16 protein-coding genes and 1 tRNA gene are annotated in these 16,298 nt (G+C 71.7%); all 17 read right to left on the bottom strand.

Annotated features, from left to right (window positions below; all coding sequences use genetic code 11):
• Nucleotides 1-8: 8 nt before the first annotated feature.
• Complete coding sequence (tatA, locus tag GBA65_RS25080) at nucleotides 9-323, bottom strand: twin-arginine translocase TatA/TatE family subunit (RefSeq protein ID WP_207956208.1); 315 nt, start codon at nucleotides 321-323, stop codon at nucleotides 9-11.
• A 63-nt stretch (nucleotides 324-386) separates the two neighbouring features.
• On the bottom strand, nucleotides 387-1,055 hold the full coding sequence (locus GBA65_RS06960; RefSeq protein ID WP_166395947.1) for a tetratricopeptide repeat protein: 669 nt from the start codon (nucleotides 1,053-1,055) through the stop codon (nucleotides 387-389).
• Nucleotides 1,056-1,079: 24 nt separating this feature from the next.
• The gene (locus GBA65_RS06955; protein WP_166395946.1) at nucleotides 1,080-2,321 is read right to left on the bottom strand and encodes an amidohydrolase family protein; all 1,242 of its coding nucleotides are present in this window, start codon (nucleotides 2,319-2,321) and stop codon (nucleotides 1,080-1,082) included.
• Between the two features lie 108 nt (nucleotides 2,322-2,429).
• Nucleotides 2,430-3,224 (bottom strand): menaquinone biosynthesis protein, encoded by a 795-nt coding sequence (locus GBA65_RS06950; RefSeq protein WP_166395945.1) that lies wholly within the window; start codon nucleotides 3,222-3,224, stop codon nucleotides 2,430-2,432.
• 121 nt (nucleotides 3,225-3,345) lie between these two features.
• Nucleotides 3,346-4,269 carry a polyprenyl synthetase family protein gene (locus tag GBA65_RS06945; RefSeq protein ID WP_166395944.1) on the bottom strand — a complete coding sequence of 308 codons (924 nt, stop codon included), beginning with the start codon at nucleotides 4,267-4,269 and terminating at the stop codon, nucleotides 3,346-3,348.
• Between the two features lie 49 nt (nucleotides 4,270-4,318).
• Nucleotides 4,319-5,068 (bottom strand): class I SAM-dependent methyltransferase, encoded by a 750-nt coding sequence (locus GBA65_RS06940; RefSeq protein WP_166395943.1) that lies wholly within the window; start codon nucleotides 5,066-5,068, stop codon nucleotides 4,319-4,321.
• Between the two features lie 56 nt (nucleotides 5,069-5,124).
• Entirely contained in the window at nucleotides 5,125-5,556 is a 432-nt protein-coding gene (locus GBA65_RS06935) for a hypothetical protein (RefSeq protein ID WP_166395942.1), read from the bottom strand.
• A 2-nt stretch (nucleotides 5,557-5,558) separates the two neighbouring features.
• Nucleotides 5,559-6,875, bottom strand: coding sequence for a glutamate-1-semialdehyde 2,1-aminomutase (gene hemL, locus GBA65_RS06930; RefSeq protein WP_407691073.1), 1,317 nt, complete (start codon nucleotides 6,873-6,875; stop codon nucleotides 5,559-5,561).
• A 98-nt stretch (nucleotides 6,876-6,973) separates the two neighbouring features.
• A complete protein-coding gene (gene hemB, locus GBA65_RS06925; RefSeq protein WP_166395941.1) occupies nucleotides 6,974-7,954 on the bottom strand; it encodes a porphobilinogen synthase in 981 nt (326 codons plus the stop codon).
• Nucleotides 7,955-7,958: 4 nt separating this feature from the next.
• On the bottom strand, nucleotides 7,959-9,509 hold the full coding sequence (cobA, locus tag GBA65_RS06920) for a uroporphyrinogen-III C-methyltransferase (RefSeq protein ID WP_166395940.1): 1,551 nt from the start codon (nucleotides 9,507-9,509) through the stop codon (nucleotides 7,959-7,961).
• Nucleotide 9,510: 1 nt separating this feature from the next.
• Nucleotides 9,511-10,440: a hydroxymethylbilane synthase gene (hemC, locus tag GBA65_RS06915; RefSeq protein WP_166395939.1), complete on the bottom strand. Its 930-nt coding sequence runs from the start codon at nucleotides 10,438-10,440 to the stop codon at nucleotides 9,511-9,513.
• A complete protein-coding gene (gene hemA / locus GBA65_RS06910) occupies nucleotides 10,437-11,744 on the bottom strand; it encodes a glutamyl-tRNA reductase (protein WP_166395938.1) in 1,308 nt (435 codons plus the stop codon). Before hemA ends, hemC begins: the two co-directional genes overlap by 4 nt.
• A complete protein-coding gene (locus GBA65_RS06905; protein WP_166395937.1) occupies nucleotides 11,720-12,250 on the bottom strand; it encodes a precorrin-2 dehydrogenase/sirohydrochlorin ferrochelatase family protein in 531 nt (176 codons plus the stop codon). Before GBA65_RS06905 ends, hemA begins: the two co-directional genes overlap by 25 nt.
• Before the next feature lie 137 nt (nucleotides 12,251-12,387).
• Complete coding sequence (gene moaC, locus GBA65_RS06900; RefSeq protein ID WP_166395936.1) at nucleotides 12,388-12,804, bottom strand: cyclic pyranopterin monophosphate synthase MoaC; 417 nt, start codon at nucleotides 12,802-12,804, stop codon at nucleotides 12,388-12,390.
• Nucleotides 12,805-12,926: 122 nt separating this feature from the next.
• Nucleotides 12,927-13,015, bottom strand: a tRNA-Sec gene (locus GBA65_RS06895).
• 31 nt (nucleotides 13,016-13,046) lie between these two features.
• Nucleotides 13,047-14,885, bottom strand: a complete 1,839-nt coding sequence (selB, locus tag GBA65_RS06890; protein ID WP_166395935.1) for a selenocysteine-specific translation elongation factor — start codon at nucleotides 14,883-14,885, stop codon at nucleotides 13,047-13,049.
• Entirely contained in the window at nucleotides 14,878-16,260 is a 1,383-nt protein-coding gene (gene selA, locus GBA65_RS06885) for an L-seryl-tRNA(Sec) selenium transferase (protein ID WP_166395934.1), read from the bottom strand. Before selA ends, selB begins: the two co-directional genes overlap by 8 nt.
• Nucleotides 16,261-16,298: the final 38 nt, after the last annotated feature.

Raw genomic sequence — 16,298 nt, 5'->3', positions numbered from 1 at the left:
GGGTAGCTCTAGCGCTGCTGCTGCTCGGTGCGCCTCGCGGCACGCTCGGCGGCGAGGTCCGCGCCGTCCTCGCGGGAGTCCTGCGGGCGTGCGTCCTCGTCGTCACCACCGCCGACGATGGCCTCGTTCTTGTCGGTGCCCCGGACCTCGTCCTTCTCGCCGGCACCGGAGGTGCCCCTCTTGAACTCCCTCACGCCGGTGCCGAGGCCCCTGGCGAGCTCGGGGATCTTTTTGGCCCCGAAGAGGAGCAGAACTATCGTCAGAATGATGATCAACTCCGTCGGACCGACCGAGCCGAGAACCGGTATCAACGCCGCGTTCACGCGTGCCTCCTAATCTTCCTCGTCCGCATCAAGAACATTATACGCCCTGTGTCGAGCCACGGATCATTGACCCTCCGCGCCCTCGGCGGCAGCGCCGGTCGTCTCCCCGCCCTGGAGCAGCGTGCCGATGCGCTCCTTGACGGCGTCGGCCTGCTCGCCCTCGGGCTCTATCTCCAGGTATTCGTTCCAGTACTGGATCGCCCTGCCCTTGTCGCCGGCCTGCTCGTAGGCCGCCCCGGCGAGGAGGAACGCTTGGGCGTCCCTGCGCTCGTTCTCCTCGATCTCGGCGGCGGCGACGTAGGCCTCCCCGGCCTTCGCGTAGGTGGCCTCGCGCTCCCCCGCGTCGGTGAGCGCCTGGGCCTGCTGATCGTAGGCCTGGCCGAGCACGAGCGGGATGGCCGGGTCGTTCGGCGCCGCCTCGCGTCCCTCTTCGAGGACCCTTACGGCCTCGCTCGTCTGGCCGTTCTGGAGGTAGAGGCCCGCGAGGCGCCTGATGACCCTCGGGTCCTCGGGGTTCTCCTCGAGCTCGGCCCTGGCGCGCTCGATCTGCTCCTCGGAGCCGGTGGTCTGCTGCGCGGCCTGCTGGTCCTCGGGGCTGCGGAAGAGGTCCAGCGGGTTGTAGCTGACGTTCGACCCTATGCCGAAGAGGACGAACGAGAGGACGAACAGGACGGCCAGCAGAATGGCGCCGATCCTGGTCCACAGGCCGAGCTTGTCCCGGTTCATCATCATGACGGTTTACTCTCCCAAGAAGCCTTACGAGCTCGCCTGATTGTATACGAACTCCCCCGAAACCACGGTCGCCGCGACCCCGCCGCCCGCCGCCGCCTCGACGACGGCCATCTCGGGGTCGTCGCCGTTCGGGGCCGCCCCGACGATCGCGAGGTCGGCGTACTTGCCGACCTCGAGGCTCCCCGTCTCGTCCCCCACGCCGAGCGCCCGCGCGCCGCCGAGGGTGGCAAGCTCGAGCGCGAGGGCGCCGCTCAAGCCGTGCAGCCGGACCGCGACCACCGTCTCCTCGAAGAGGTTCATGCTCGGGCTGCTCCACAGCCCGTCCGTCCCCATACCGACCCTGATGCCCCTCTCCAGCATCGCCGGCACCGGCGAGACCTCGCACTCGAGGTACTCGTTCGAGCGCGGGCAGTGGGCCGCCGCCGTGTTCGTGGTCCTCAGGATGTCCAGGTCGTTCTCCGAGACGGCCGTCGCCAGATGCGCGGCGATTACGTTCGCCCCGAGGACGCCCGTCTCCTCGAAAAACTGGACCGGCGAGACGCCCCGGCCGCCCCAATCGGCCCTCTCGAAGATGTCCACGAGCCCGCCCGTCCCCTCGAAGACGAACTCGACCTCCTCGGGGCTCTCGGAGAGGTGGATGGCGAGCCGTCCGCCCTCCTCGCGCGACCTGACCGCCGCGAGCCCGGCGGAGACGGGATCCACGGTGTATGGGGAGTGCACGCTGACCTGGCAATCCACCCTCGGGGGGAGGCCCTCGCGCATCTTCGTGACGCTCCCAAAGATCGCGTCGACCCTCTCCTGCGGCCCCATCCCCTCGTAGTCCCCCGGGAAGAACTCGGCGTGGACGGTGCCGGCCATCCCGCTCCCGGCGAGCTGGGGCAGGCACTCCCCGTAGGGCGAGGACTCCGCCATATACGTCGTGCCCGCCTCGACGGCCTCGCGGGCCGAGTCGCGCGCCGCCTCGGCGGTCCACGCCTCCTTCTCCGGGAGCTTGGAGATAAGCTCGCGCAGCCAGACGGAGAACGGGCCGCCGGCCGGCTTGTCCCTTCTGCGAAAGCCCAGGTGGGCGTGGGCGTTGACCGCCCCCGGCAGGATCGTGTGCCCCGCGAAGCGGCGGACCTCGGCGTCCGGGGCGCTACGCTCGACGTCCCCGAGCGGACCGACGGCGGAGATGCGCCCGTCGCGGACGAGGAGCGCTCCGTCCCTGATGGGGGAGACCGAGACTGGGAGGACGAGGTCGGCGGTCAGGATCAGCTCTCGGGTCATCTCGGGTCTCCTCCTCCGTGGAGCCGCGGGCTGCCCGCGGCGTTCTCTTCTAAAGATCCGGGTTACGCGGTCGCGGCCGGCGCCTTTGGGCGGCGGGCACGGCGCCTATTATGCGCTAACCCTCCCGAAAGGTCCGGCGGACAGGAGCCGGCTCTCGGCGAGGTACCTCTTCAAGCCCTCCCCCTCCCTGAGACCGACCCGGTAGCCGATGGCGGAGAAATACTCCCTCAGGTCCTCGGGCGTCGCCGGGGCGCCGCGGCGGCGCGCCTCCTCCACGACCTCGTCCGCGTGGAGCTCCGCCCAGCCGACGGCGAGGGCGACCCGATCCGCCCAGAATCCGTACCTCGCCGGGTCCCCGCGCGACGCCCAGACGGCGTAGACCATCGGCAGCGACGCGTACTCGCGCCACACCTCCCCGAGGTCCACGGTGTCCACGCCGCCGAGGCGTCGAGCCTCCAGCGCGGCCTCCCCGACGAAGAGCGCCGCGTCGTACTCGGCGAGCGCCCACCCCGGGCGCGGGGAGACGACCTCGTAACGGGGCGAGGCGCCGCAGACGCGCTCCAGCACCACCCGGGCGAGGCCGTGGCTCGTCGCCGCCTCGCTCGCGAGCGCGACGCTCCGGGCCTCCCGCAGCGACCGTCCCCTGCGCACGGCGAGCAGCGCGTCCATCACCGGCCCGTCGGAGGCGATGCCGTAGCCCGGCACGCGCCAGAGCCTGTCGCGGTTCCCCTCCCAGCTCGCCGAGGAGACGAGCCCGAGCTCCAGCTCGCCGGAGAGGAGCATGGCGTCCGTCTCGTCCGGCGCCCCGCCGACGAGTTCGACCCCGTCGAGACCGCCGGTCGCCTGCAGACCCATGCGCAAGGGCAGGCAGCTCAGACCGTCGACGAAACCGACGCGCAACACGAACCGCGACACTTAAAGGTTGGGGAGGAAGCTCGAGTCTGCGTCGCGCCGGGAGGAAAGACGACCGGGGACCTCCCCCTGGCGCGGCCCGAGGGGGGTCGACGCCTGCGGCGCGGCTGGCTCAGGCATCCCTGCCCACCACCTCGCTGGCTATCGCCTCGAGGATCGCGCGCTCCGCCCCGTCGGGGAGGAGCGAGAGGCCCTCTATGGCCGCCTCGACCTCGCCCAGGGCCCAGGCCTCGGTCTTGTTGATCGCGTCGGTCGCGAGGACGGCCTCGATCCCGGCCTCCAGCACCTCCGGCGCGGGGTTCGGCGTCTCCAGCACGCGCCTTATGGCCGCCGCGTCGCCCTCCTTGATGGCGAAGATGACCGGCAGCGTCACCGTCCCCTCGGCGAGGTCCGCGCCTATCCCCTTGCCCATCAGGCCCGGCTTGCCGACGAGGTCCATGACGTCGTCGGACATCTGGAAAGCGAGCCCGAGCGCCTGCCCGTAGGTCGCCAGAGCGTCGATCTGCTTGAGCGAGAGCCCGCCGAGGGAGCCGCCGGCCACACACGCCGCCCTGAACAGCCCGGCGGTCTTCATCCGGATGTGCTCGAGGTACGCCTCGACCTCGACCGGGCCGCGCGAGGAGCGGTACTGCTCGAGCTCGCCCTCGGCCAGCCCCATCGACGCCTCGGCGAAGGCCCGGACGAGCCTAGGGTCCCCGATCTCCGCGAGGCCGTGAAAGGCCTCGGCGAAGAGGTAGTCCCCCGTCGCCACGGCGATCTCGCGCCCGTACGCGGCGACCGTCGTCGGCCTGCCCCGCCTCTTAGCGGCCTTGTCGACCACGTCGTCGTGGATCAGGGTGGCCGTGTGGAGCGCCTCGATGGCGGCCGAGGCGGTGAGGAGCGCGCCGGTCTCCGGCCGCCCCATGCGGGCGCACAGGACCATCAGGATCGGCCGGAGGCGCTTGCCGCCGGCGGTGAGCGCCTCGAGCGCGGGCGCGACGAGCCCCGAGGGGGCGACGCTCGCGATCTCCACGAGCCGCTCCTCCACGGCCGACACGCTCCGCGACGCCTCGTCGGGGAGCGCGTCGCGCAGCTGCCGGGCGCTCTCAGCCAGGTTTCGTCCCGACGTGGAGGGTGACGATGCCGCCAGCGTTGGGCCGCCATGTAACGTTTTGTAATCCATTGCGCCTCATTATATGGGCTAACTCGTCCGGTGCCACGAATGCTTTCACCGATTCGGGGAGATATGAATACGCCCATGCATCCCCCGATACTTTCGCGCCGAGCCACGGCACCACCCTGTCGAACCACAGCCCGTAGAAGGTAGCAGATACCCGGCCCTCGGGCCGCGCTATCTCCAGGCACACGACCCTCCCGCCGGGCCGCACCACCCGCGCCATCTCCCCGAAGAGCGCGTCGAGGCTGGGGATGTTGCGCGCCCCGTAGGCGATGGTGGCCGCGTCGAACGATCCGCTCTCGATGCCGCGCAGATCCGTCGCGTCCCCGAGCTTGTACTCGACGTTGGGGAGCGGGCGGGTCCCCGCGGACTTCAGCATCTCCCGCGAGAAGTCCATGCCGAGCACGTAGCCCGTGGGGCCGACCTTCTTCGCGAGGTCCCGGGTGAGCGCCCCGGCCCCGCAGGCGAGGTCGATCGCCCGATCGCCCGGCCCGAGGGCCGCGGCTCGGACGGCGCCCCTGTTCCACAGGCGGTTCAGGCCGGCCGTCATCAGGGTGTTCAAGAGCTCGTAGCGGCCGGCGATGCGGTCGAACATCTCGCGCACGAGCCGGGCGCGCTCCTCGCCGGTCGAGAGGGAGCCTTCGGGGAGGTTCCCCCTCGGGGCGGGCCGTCTACCCACGCCGCCCGCGCTCCGCGACGCCGCGATGGTTCGGCGCGCCGTCCGCCGCCCGGGGGCTACTCGGCGCCACGGGAGACCTCGTCCGCCGCCGCCCTTATGCGCTCCTTCGAGCGACCCTCGTCCTCGCCGGAGATGATGCCGAGCAGCTGCGCGAGGTGCGGGGTCCAGAGCTCCAGCGTGACGGCGCCGCCGCGCGAGATCTCGCCTGCGCCGTCCCGGATCATGCGGCTCGCCACCCCGACGAAGCGGGGCTCGTCGAGCCGGGCGATCGTGTCCACGGCCCAGGCGTAGGAGGTGTCCCCCACGAGGATGGCGTCGTCCGAGGCCCTCGGGGCCGCGTAGTGCGCCCCGAAGCCCTCCTGAAGATGGCCCAGGGCCTCGGCGACGATCCGGCCGCGGTCGTCCCCTTTCTTCAGGGGCAGGGCGCCGGAGGCGCGCAGGAAGATCTGCTCGAGCGAGGCCTCGGGCGTCCGGCGAACGGCGGGCAACCCTAGCCCTTCCCCGCGGCCACGAACCACTCCCTCGCCGCCTCGAAGGTCCTGTCGAGGTCCTCGTCGGAGTGGACGCGCGAGATAAAGCCGGCCTCGTACTGGCTCGGGGCCAGGTAGATGCCGCGCCGGAGCATGTGCCAGAAGAAGTCCTTGAACGCCTTCGTGTCCGACCGGGCCGCCGAGCCGAAGTCCGTGACGGGCCCGTCGGCGAAGAAGATGCTCACCATCGAGCCGACCCCGTTGATCGTGAACGGCCTCTCCCCCGCCGACGCGGCCTCGGACATGCCGGTGCGCCAGCGCGCCCCGAGCCTCTCCAGACCCTCGTAGAAGCCCGGCTCGCCGGTGGCGCGCACGGTGGCGAGGCCCGCGGCCATCGCGAGCGGGTTCCCCGAGAGGGTCCCGGCCTGGTAGATCGGCCCGGAGGGGGCGACCATCTCCATGATCTCGCGCTTACCACCGAACGCCCCGACGGGGAGCCCCCCGCCGATGATCTTGCCGAGGCACGTCATGTCCGGCGTGACGCCGAACCTCTCCTGCGCCCCGCCCCTCGCGAGCCTGAAGCCGGTCATCACCTCGTCGAAGATGAGGACGGTGCCGTACTCCCGGGTGATCTCGCGCAGTCCCTCGAGGTAGCCCCCATCGGGCGGCACGCAGCCCATGTTCCCGCCGACGGGCTCCAGGATAACGGCGGCGAACTCCTCGCCGCGCTCCTCGAAGAGCGCCCGTACGCTCGCAAGATCGTTGTACGGCAGGACGGTCGTATCCTTCGCCGCGCCCCTCGTGACGCCGGGGCTGTCGGGGAGGCCGAGGGTGGCGACCCCGGAGCCCGCCGAGACGAGCAGGGCGTCGCCGTGGCCGTGGTAGTTGCCGTCGAACTTCAGGATCTTGTCGCGGCCCGTGAACCCGCGGGCGACCCTTATGGCGCTCATCGTGGCCTCGGTGCCGGAGTTGGTCATCCGAACGGTCTCCATCGAGGGGACGACGTCGCAGACGAGCTCGGCCATCTCGACCTCTAGCTCGGTGGGCGCCCCGAACGTGGTCCCGCCCTTGATCGTCTCCTCCAGCACCCGGACGACCTCCGGGTGGGCGTGGCCGAGGACGAGGGGGCCGTAGCTCATCACGTAGTCTATGTAGGAGTTGCCGTCGGCGTCGAAGACGCGGGAGCCCTCGCCGCGGCTCATGAACAGGGGGTCTCCGCCGACCGAGCGGAACGCCCTGACCGGGCTGTTCACGCCGCCGGGAAGCCGCTTCACGGCCCGCTCCATGAGCCGGGCCGAGCGGTCCATCTGCAGAATCTCTCTCGCGTTCGTGCCCATCTCGCTACCCTGCAAGCGGTGAAGTCCTCCTAAAAGCTCTTGTGTGATTTATAGCGCGGGCCCGTTCCGGGGGCGGTGATACCGCTTACCCGATGCGTTCAGCTCTGAAGCCAGCGCGAGGCGTCGGGGGCGTGGTAGGAGATGATGATCTCGGCTCCGGCGCGCTTGATGCCTGTGAGCGCCTCCATCACCGCCCGCTCCTCGTCGAGCCAGCCGTTCTGCGCCGCGGCCTTGAGCATCGAGTACTCGCCGCTGACGTTGTAGGCGGCGACGGGCAGGTCGGTGGCCTCGCGCACCCGGCGCACCACGTCGAGGTACGGGAGGGCGGGCTTGACCATGACGATGTCGGCGCCCTCCTGGATGTCGAGGGCGGTCTCCCTGAGGGCCTCGCGGGCGTTGGCCGGGTCCATCTGGTAGCCGCGCCGGTCGCCGAACTGCGGGGCGCTGTCCGCGGCCTCGCGGAACGGGCCGTAGAAGGCCGAGGCGTACTTCGCGGAGTAGGCCATGATCGGGGTCTCCTCGAAGCCGTCGGCGTCGAGCGCGGCGCGCAGGGCGCCGACGCGACCGTCCATCATGTCCGACGGCGCCACGATGTCCGCCCCGGCCTCGGCCTGGGCCGTCGCCGTGCGCGCGAGAAGCTCCAGGCTCACGTCGTTCATCACCTCGCGGCGCTCGTGGTCGACCATGCCGCAGTGTCCGTGACTCGTGTACTCGCAGAGGCACACGTCCGTGACGACGAGAAGCTCCGGCGCCGCGTCCTTTATGGCGCGGGTGGCGAGCTGCACGACGCCCTCGGGGTCGTACGCCCCGCTCGCCGCCTCGTCCTTCTCGTCCGGGATGCCGAAGAGCAGGACGCCGGAGATACCCAGAGCGTGGGCTCTGCGTGCCTCCTCGACGGCGTGGTTTATGGAGAGCTGGAAGATGCCGGGCATCGAGGGGATCGGGCGCCTCACGTCCTCCCCCGCCGCGACGAAGATGGGGTAGATGAAGTCGCCGGGGGCGAGCTCGGTCTCGCGCACGAGCCCGCGCAGGGCGCCCGTGCGGCGGGTCCTTCTCAGCCGCTGGATGGGGAATGCCATGTCGTCAACCGTCCTTCTTCAGGGGTACCGCTGTCCCGTCGCGCGCCCCGGCGAAGAGGCCGAGCACCGCGCCGACGAGCCCGGGGATAGTGTACTCCGTGGCCTCGGCGTCGACCCGGATGCCGTGCCCCCGCGCCGTCTCCGCCGTGATCGGCCCGATGCACGCTACCCGGGTGTTCGACAGGAGATCCTTGGCCCCCCCGCCGAACGCCCCGACGAAGCTCTCGACGGTGGAAGAGGCCGTGAACGTCACGCAATCCACGCCGCCGGAGACGAGCCGCTCCCTGAGCTCGTCCTTCCCCTCCTCCGACGGGACCGTCTCGTACGCCGGCGGCACGACGACCTCCAGCCCCGCCTCCCGGAGCTTCTCCGGCAGGACCTCGCGCGCCACCTTCGCCCGCGGTATCAGGACCTTCCCGCCGGACGGCGACCCGTCGAGCAGCGCCTCGAGCAGCGCCTCGGCCCGGTACTCCCCGGGCACGACGTCCACCCTCAGGCCCGCGGCACGGACGGCGTCGGCGGTGGCGGGGCCTATCGCGGCGAGCTTCGCCCCGCGCGGCACGGCCCGGAGGTCGAGCCCGTGGTGCCGCAGGCGTTCGACGAACGCCGCCACACCGTTCGCGCTGGTGAAGACGATCCAGCCGAAGGAATCGAGGTCCCGTATCGCGGCGTCGAGCGGGGCGAAGTCCTCGGGCGCTTTTATCTCGATCGTCGGAAACTCCAGGACCTCGGCGCCCCGAGCGTCGAGCTCGCGGCTCAGCTCCCCGGCCTGCGCCCGGGCCCTCGTCACGACAATCCTCTTGCCGAAGAGCGGGCGCCGCTCGTACCAGTCGAGGCCGTCTTCGCGTAAAGAAACGACGTCCCCTATCACGGTGATCGCGGGCGGCTTGAGCCCGACCTCCTCGATCCTGTCGGCGACGGTCTCCAGGGTGGCGGTGACGGTCTCCTGCTCGGGGCGGGTGCCCCAGCGGACGCAGGCGACGGGGGTCTCGCCCGCGCGGCCGGCGGCGATGAGGCGCTTCGAGATCTCGCGGAGGCGCCCGACGCCCATGTACAGGACGAGGGTCTCGGCGCCGTTGGCGATGCCCTCCCAGTCGACGTCCTCCGTCCCCTTGGCCGGGTCCTCGTGGCCGGTGACGAAGGCGACGGACGTGGAGACGTGGCGGTGCGTCACGGGGATGCCGGCGTAGGCGGGGGCCGCGATCCCGCTCGTCACCCCGGGCACCACCTCGAACGGGAGGCCGGCCTCTATGAGGGCGAGGGCCTCCTCGCCGCCGCGCCCGAAGACGTAAGGGTCGCCGCCCTTGAGGCGCACGACCGTCTTGCCCTCGCGGCCGAGGCGGACGAGGGTGGCGTTGATCTCCTCCTGCGGCATCGTCGGCGCCCCCGGCTTCTTGCCGACGTAGATCTTCTCGGCGCCTTGCGGGGCGTGGGAGAGGAGCGCCTCGGGGGCGAGCCTGTCGTAGACGACGGCGTCCGCCGCCCTCATGCACTCGACGCCCTTGACGGTGAACAATCCCGGATCTCCCGGGCCGCTCCCTACGAGGTAGATCACGCTAGCTCCTGACCTCCCGGATCTCGTCGAGGATCACGCCGGCCCCGCGCCCGAGCAGCTCCCGGGCGAGCCGGCGCCCCACCTCATCGGCCTCCGTGCCCTCGGCGGCGTCCCGGTACAAGAGCGCGCCGTCCGGAGACGCCACGAGCCCCTGCAACCGTATCCCTCCGTCCCTGACGATCGCCAGCGCCCCGACCGGCACCCGGCACCCCCCTTCGAGCTCGTTCAGGAGCGCCCGCTCCGTGTATGCGGCGGTCTCCGAGGGCTCGTGGTTGAGGGCCGCCCGGATCTCGCCGCGCAACGCGTGATCCGCGAGGGTCGCGACGGCGAGGGAACCCTGGCCGACGGCGGGGAGCATCGTCTCCGGCCCGAGGACGGTGTGCGGCACGTCCCCGTCGAGGCCGAGGCGCTTGAGGCCGGCGCGCGCGAGGACGAGGGCGTCGGCGGCCCCGTCCCGCATCTTGCGCACCCTCGTGTCCACGTTCCCCCGGATCTCCGCGATCTCCAGGTCCGGGCGGCGGTGGAGGAGCTGCGCCCTTCTCCGGAGGCTCGACGTGGCGACGACCGCCCCTTGGGGCAGCCCGTCCACGCCCAGTCCCCCGTCCGAGACGAGGGCGTCGGACGGGTCGTGGCGCTCGGAGATCGCGGCGAGCACGATCCCCTCCGGCAGCTCGGTCGGGACGTCCTTGAGGGAGTGGACGGCGAGGTCGATCTCCCCTGCCAGGAGCGCCTCGTCGAGCTGGCGCGTAAACACGTCGCGCCGGTCTATGACGCGAAGCGGCGTGTCGGGCTGCTGCTCGCTCGTCGTCTTGATGATCCTGACCTCGACCTCGAGGCCCACGGCCCGCAACTTCTCGGCGCAGGCGTTGGCCTGCACGAGGGCGAGCTTGGAGCCCCGCGTCCCGAGGACGGCGGGCCCGCTGCGGCTCATGGCGCCCCGGTTCCGCCCCCGGCGCGGTACAGCCCCAGGCCCAGCCCCTCGAGCTCCAGGAGGCGCCGTCGAACCTCCGCCCCCTCGACAGGGGACCCCCTCTCGGCGAGGGCCTTTATCTCCTGGATGGGGCCGTGCAGGAGCTTGTTGACGAGGGCGTGGCTCATCCTCTCGACGGCCTCGGCCTCGGCCTCGGAGAGGTCCATCCCCTTCAGGGTGCGGGCGACCTCGTGGCGCCGGATGCGCTCCGCCCCGTCCCGCAGCTCCTTTATGAGCGGGGCGACGTGCAGCGTCGAGAGCCAGCTCATGTACTCCAGAACGGCCGGCGCGATCATGGCCTCCGCCGCCTCCGCCGCCGCCCCGCGGTCGTCCGTGTTGCGGTCCACGACCGCCTGCAAGTCGTCCACGTCGTATACGTAGGCCCGGTCCAGGTTCTGCACCACGGGGTCGATGTCCCTCGGCACCGCGATGTCTATAAAGAACAGAGGCTCCTCGCGCCTCCGGAGCGCCGCGGCGACCGTCTCGCTCCCGACCACCCACTCCCCGGCCCCCGTCGAGCTCACGACGACGTCCACGCCCGGCAACTCCTCGGCGAGGTCGTCGAAGCCCACGGCGGCGCCCCCGAGCCGGGCGGCGAGCTCCTCAGCCCTCGACGCGGTGCGGTTGGCGATCTTGACCTCCCCGATGCCCCTGCTCGCCAGGTGCCTCACCACGAGCTCGCTCATCTCGCCCGCCCCGACCACCATCGCGCTGCGGCCCCGAAGCGTCCCGAAGACCTCCTCGGCGAGCTTCACGGCGACGTGCGGCACGGAGAGGGACGAGTCCCCGATCCCCGTCTCCGAGCGCACCCCCTTGCCGACCCGGAGCGACGTGTGGAAGAGACGGTTCAGGATCGGACCGGCGCACAGCTCCTCCGTCGCCGTCCGGTACGCCTCGCGGACCTGGCCCAGAATCTGGCTCTCCCCCACCACCATCGAGTCGAGGGAGGACGCCACCCGATACAGGTGCCCCACGGCCTCGCCCTCGGTGTACCAGTAGGTATGGCTCTCGAGAAGCTCCGGGTGGAGCCCCTTCTCGTCGGCCATCGCCCGCAGCAGCTTCCCGCGCGCCTCCTCGGAGGGGCCCTCCACGACCGCGTAGAGCTCCGTCCGGTTGCAGGTCGAGACGAGCACCGCCTCGGCGACGGTCCCCTCGTCCTTGAGCCGGCGCAGGAAGGGGCGCGCGGCGCACGGCGCGAACGCCACCCTCTCGCGCACCTCTATAGGAGCCGAGCGGTGGCTCATCCCCGCAACCGCGATAAGCATCCCTCGACCACCTCCTCCATCTCCGCTTCGGCCTTGCGCCCGCTCTTTCGGGCCCTGCTCAGCTCCTCCACGATACCAGCCCACTCCGGGCCGAACGCGTCCTCCAGCTCCTTTCGCACCCTGCGGGCCAGCGTCGGCGACGCCCCGCCCGTCGAGACCGCGACCTGCAGATGCCCCCGCCTGAGCGTCGAGGGCAGCGCGAAGTCGCCCTCCGGGGGGTTGTCCGCGACGTTCACCGGGATGCCCCTCTCCTGAGCCTCCCGAGCCACCGCCGCGTTCACCTCGCGCCGGTCCGTCGTGGCGAAGACCAGGAACGCCCCCTCCAAGTCGCCGGGCTCGTAGGGCCTCTCGTGGACCTCCAGGGCCATGCTCGCGAGCTCGGGCCTGACCTCCGGCGAGACGACCACGACCCTGGCCCGCGCCTGCAGGAGCTTGCGCGCCTTCCGGTTCGCGACCTCGCCCCCCCCGACGACGACGCAACGCTTGCCGTCGAGGTCGAGAAACACGGGATAAAGAACGGCACCCTCGATCTCTGTCTCCCCTTACCGACTCGGGCCGGGCCGGGAACAACTCCCGCGCACCCAGGACGCTTGCTTGACCCGCCGAGTTTCGCACGAGCGTACATACCCAACCGTGCAAAACTTCACGAAGGGAGCTCCTCTTTCGTCTTCTCCACGAGCCTGACCCCCTCGATGACCATCCCCTTATCCACGGCCTTGCACATGTCGTAGAGGGTGAGGGCGGCGACGCTCACGGCGGTCAGGGCCTCCATCTCCACCCCCGTCCGGTCGCTCACGCGGGCGGTGGCGAGGATCTCGACCCGAGCCTCTCTCACCGTGAACTCCAGGTCCACCCCGGAGAGGTTCAACCCGTGGCACAGGGGTATGAGGTCCGGCGTCCGCTTCGCGGCCATGACCCCGGCGATCCTGGCGGTGTTCAGGGCGTCGCCCTTCGGGAGCGCCTGCTCCCGGAGCGCCTCGATCGTCTCGGGGGACATCAGGACGGAGCCGGCGGCGGTGGCGGTGCGCCGGATCACGGCTTTCTGGCCCACGTCGACCATCCGCGCGGCGCCTTCCTCGTCTATGTGCGAAAAGCTTGTGATAGTAGCCTCCTGCTTCTATTGATCGGCATCCGAGGGATCGAGCCCGCGCCTCGGGCCGACCCCGCCGACGGCCGGATTAGCGGAATGCGGGGGAATCGAACCGCCACGGACGTCTTACGCCCGCAAACCGGTTTTGAAGACCGGCCGGGCCACCAGGCCCACGCATTCCTCGGGGATCGCCGAGCATTCTAGTATACGGATCAGCGGTAGCGTCGGGTGAGGACTCGCGCGTCGCCGACCCTGCGGGTAACGTCTTCGGCGTCGGCGTATTCGAGCCAGGCCTGGGCGAACTTGCGGGTCGTCCCCAGCCGATCCCGGAAGGCGGCGAGGGTGAGTTCGCCCCCCTCCCGGCACGCCTCTTTCACCTCCTCCAGAATCTCGTCCGCGGCCTCCCTGGCCCCGAACAGCCCCTCCCCGAGCCTCACCGCGCTGCCGCGCTTGAGCAAGAGACGAAGGGCGGGGGTCGCCTCCATCGCGGGCGGCTCCACGCCCGCCGCCCTCAGTGCCGTCAGGACCTCCTCGGCCTCCTTCTCCAGCTCCGCAGGCACCTCGTCGGCGTCGGGCAGGCGCACGCCGGTCTCGCTCACGCGGATCTCCTGCCCCGTGAGCTCCGAGAGCAGGGCGTCGGCTAGCCGGGCGTCGAGGCCGGTGGCGGTGCGAGCCTCGGCGACGGAGAGCTCGGGGCTCTCGGGCCTCTCGCCGGCGCGCTTTTTCAGGGCCTTCATGAGACGCTTGCGGGCGTCCTTGATCTCCCCCGCCGGGGCGTAGAGCTCCCCGAGCCTGGCGATCTCCGGGTCGTCCTCGACCGCGGCTAGGCCCCCGTTCAAGGCCCCCGAGGGCACGACGAGCGAGAGCTCCTCCGCCGTCATGCCGCTGCCGCGGGAGCGCGCGAGGGCGAGCGGCACGACGCGCGTCGCGTCGCCGCTCTCCAGGGCTTCCAGCCAGCCGGGCTCCGGTCTGCGGCCGACCGGGGCGGCGTCGAGGACCGTGCCCCCGCCGATCGTGATCTGGGGGCTCGTGGAGCGCAGCACGAAGCGGTCCCCCGGCAGCACGACTAGCTCGTCCTCCAGGACCATCCTCGCGGGCGCGTTTTCCCCGGGCTGGAGCGCCGCCCCGTCGAAGAGGCGCAGCCGGGCGTTCGTCGCGCGGGTGCCGTGGTAGAGCCGGAGGCGGGTGCCGTGCTTTAGGGGTGCTGCGCCCTCAAGAAGCCCGACGCGCGCGTCGAGGGCCCTCGTCGGCGCGACGGGGTTCGAGAGCAGGACGTCGCCGGGTTCGAGGGCGTCGGCGTCGACGCCCACGAGATCGAGGGCGGTCCGGGCGCCGGCGCGGGCAACCTCGGCGGGGCGGCCGTGGTTCTGCACCCCGCGCACCCTCGGGCGGAGGCCGGCGGAGGTGAAGAGGGTGTCGCCCGTCCGGATCTCGCCGCTCCACAGCGTCCCCGTCGCGACGAGCCCGATCCCCTTCAGGACGAACGCCCGGTCGACCGGCAGCCGCGCCAGCGCCCCCGCGCGCTTCTCCTCCCCGACCGCGAGCCCGTCGAGCGCCGCCAGAAGCTCGGGGACGCCCTCCCCCGTCACGCCGCTGACGCGCAGGATCGGGGCCTCCAGGCCGACGGACTCCAGAAGCTCGGCCGCGTCGAGCTCTGCGAGCTCCGCGGTCTCCTCGTCCACGGCGTCTATCTTGGTGAGCGCGACGACGCCGCGGCGGACGCCGAGGACGCGCAGGACGTCTAGGTGCTCCCTCGTCTGGGGCATCACCCCGTCGTCGGCGGCGACGACGAGCAGGAAGGCGTCGACGCCCGTCGAGCCCGCGACCATGTTCTTGACGAAGCGCTCGTGGCCCGGCACGTCGACGAGGCTCGCCCGCCGGCCGCTCGGCAGCGTCAGCTCGGCGTAGCCGGGGACGATGGAGATGCCGCGGCGGTGCTCCTCCTCCAGCCTGTCGGTGTCCGTGCCGGTCATGTAGCGGACGAGGGTGGTCTTGCCGTGGTCCACGTGCCCGGCGGTCCCGATGGTGAGGGAGATCGGGCGGCTATCCACCGAGCCCCCCGATCGCGTCGAGGATCGCCTCCTCGTCACCCTCCAGAAGCGTCCGTACGTCTAGCCAGAGCCGCCCGTCGGCGACCCGGCCCACCACCGGCGTCGCGGCGGACCGCAGCGCCTCGGCCACCGCGTCGGCGGCGACTCCTTCGCCCCCGATGCGCACGGCGTAGGACGGCACCTCGTAGAGCGGGAGCGTCCCGCCGCCGCTCCGGGCGACGGAGGGGGCCACGTCCACGAGGAGGTCCGGAGCCGCGCCGGTGATCTCGGCCGCGAGCCGGTTGGCCCGTTCCTGCATCTCCCCCGCCGGGGCGCCGAGCATCCTCAGGGTGGGCAGATCCTCGCGGGCCGTGCCGTCCCGGTAGGCGTACAGCGTGGCCTCGAGGGCGGCGAGGCAGAGCTTGTCGGCGCGAAGGGCCCGGCAGAGGGGGTGGCGGCGCATCGCGGAGATCCAGCGGGACTCCCCGACGACGATACCGGCCTGCGGCCCCCCGAGGAGCTTGTCGCCCGAAAAGATCGTGAGCGCCGCCCCGTCCCGCACCGCCCTCTCGACCACGGGCTCGTCGCTCAGGGGCAGCAGCGCACCGCTCCCGACGTCGGCCACGACCGGCGGCCCGAGCGTCGCGAGCTCCGCCACCCCGACGGACTCGGTGAAGCCCTCGATCTCGAAGTTGCTCGGGTGGACCCACAGGAGCGCGCGGGTGCTCTCGTTCGTGGCCCTCCCGTAGTCCGAGAGCCGGGTGCGGTTCGTCGTGCCGACCTCGCGCATCCGGGCGCCGGAGAGCTCCAGTACCTCCGGAATCCTGAAACCTCCCCCGATCTCGATAAGCTGCCCCCGCGAGACGACGACCTCAGGCTCCCCGAGCCCCTCCTCCCGCGCCTCCGCGACGACGGCAGAGAGGGCGAGCAGGGTGGCCCCGGCGCAGTTATTCACGACGAGGGCGTCTTCCGCCCCGGTCAGCTCCGTGAGGAGCGGGACGGCGTGGTCGTAGCGGGAGCCGCGGCGGCCCGCGGCGACGTCGTACTCCAGGTTCGAGTACGAGGCGGCGGCCCCGACCGCGGCGGCAACGGCCGCCTCCGAGAGGACGGAGCGGCCGAGGTTGGTGTGGAGGACGACGCCCGTCGCGTTCACGACCCTCCTCAAGCCCCTGCCCGAGAGCAGGCCCTCGGCGTCCGCGAGCACCGCCTCCTCCGAGGCCTCGGGCTCCCCTCCGGCCAGGATCTCGCGCCGCGCCCGCTCCAGCGCCTCCCGGACGGCGGACGTCGCCCCCGCCCTTCCGTGGCGCGCGACAAAGGCCTCGGCCCCCGGGGAACGCAGCACCGCGTCCACCGCGGGAAGGTTCCGCAGGCGCTCCCTTGTGCCCGTCTCCAGCATCGCCGTGAGTATAACGCGGGGCCGTCTACGGGCGGTGG

Origin of the sequence: Rubrobacter marinus, assembly GCF_011492965.1 — a bacterium.
Classification (GTDB): domain Bacteria; phylum Actinomycetota; class Rubrobacteria; order Rubrobacterales; family Rubrobacteraceae; genus Rubrobacter_F; species Rubrobacter_F marinus.
The sequence above is the reverse complement of the archived record's forward strand: the minus strand, read 5'-3'. Positions and strand labels throughout refer to the sequence as shown.

Bases quoted from the DNA above. Each gene is read 5' to 3' on its own strand.
- hemA (WP_166395938.1), bottom strand. From the start codon at position 11,744: ATGCTTATCGCGGTTGCGGGGATGAGCCACCGCTCGGCTCCTATAGAG.
- hemB (WP_166395941.1), bottom strand. From the start codon at position 7,954: ATGGCATTCCCCATCCAGCGGCTGAGAAGGACCCGCCGCACGGGCGCC.
- moaC (WP_166395936.1), bottom strand. From the start codon at position 12,804: ATGGTCGACGTGGGCCAGAAAGCCGTGATCCGGCGCACCGCCACCGCC.
- GBA65_RS06955 (WP_166395946.1), bottom strand. From the start codon at position 2,321: ATGACCCGAGAGCTGATCCTGACCGCCGACCTCGTCCTCCCAGTCTCG.
- GBA65_RS06960 (WP_166395947.1), bottom strand. From the start codon at position 1,055: ATGATGATGAACCGGGACAAGCTCGGCCTGTGGACCAGGATCGGCGCC.
- hemL (WP_407691073.1), bottom strand. From the start codon at position 6,875: ATGGGCACGAACGCGAGAGAGATTCTGCAGATGGACCGCTCGGCCCGG.
- selA (WP_166395934.1), bottom strand. From the start codon at position 16,260: ATGCTGGAGACGGGCACAAGGGAGCGCCTGCGGAACCTTCCCGCGGTG.
- hemC (WP_166395939.1), bottom strand. From the start codon at position 10,440: ATGAGCCGCAGCGGGCCCGCCGTCCTCGGGACGCGGGGCTCCAAGCTC.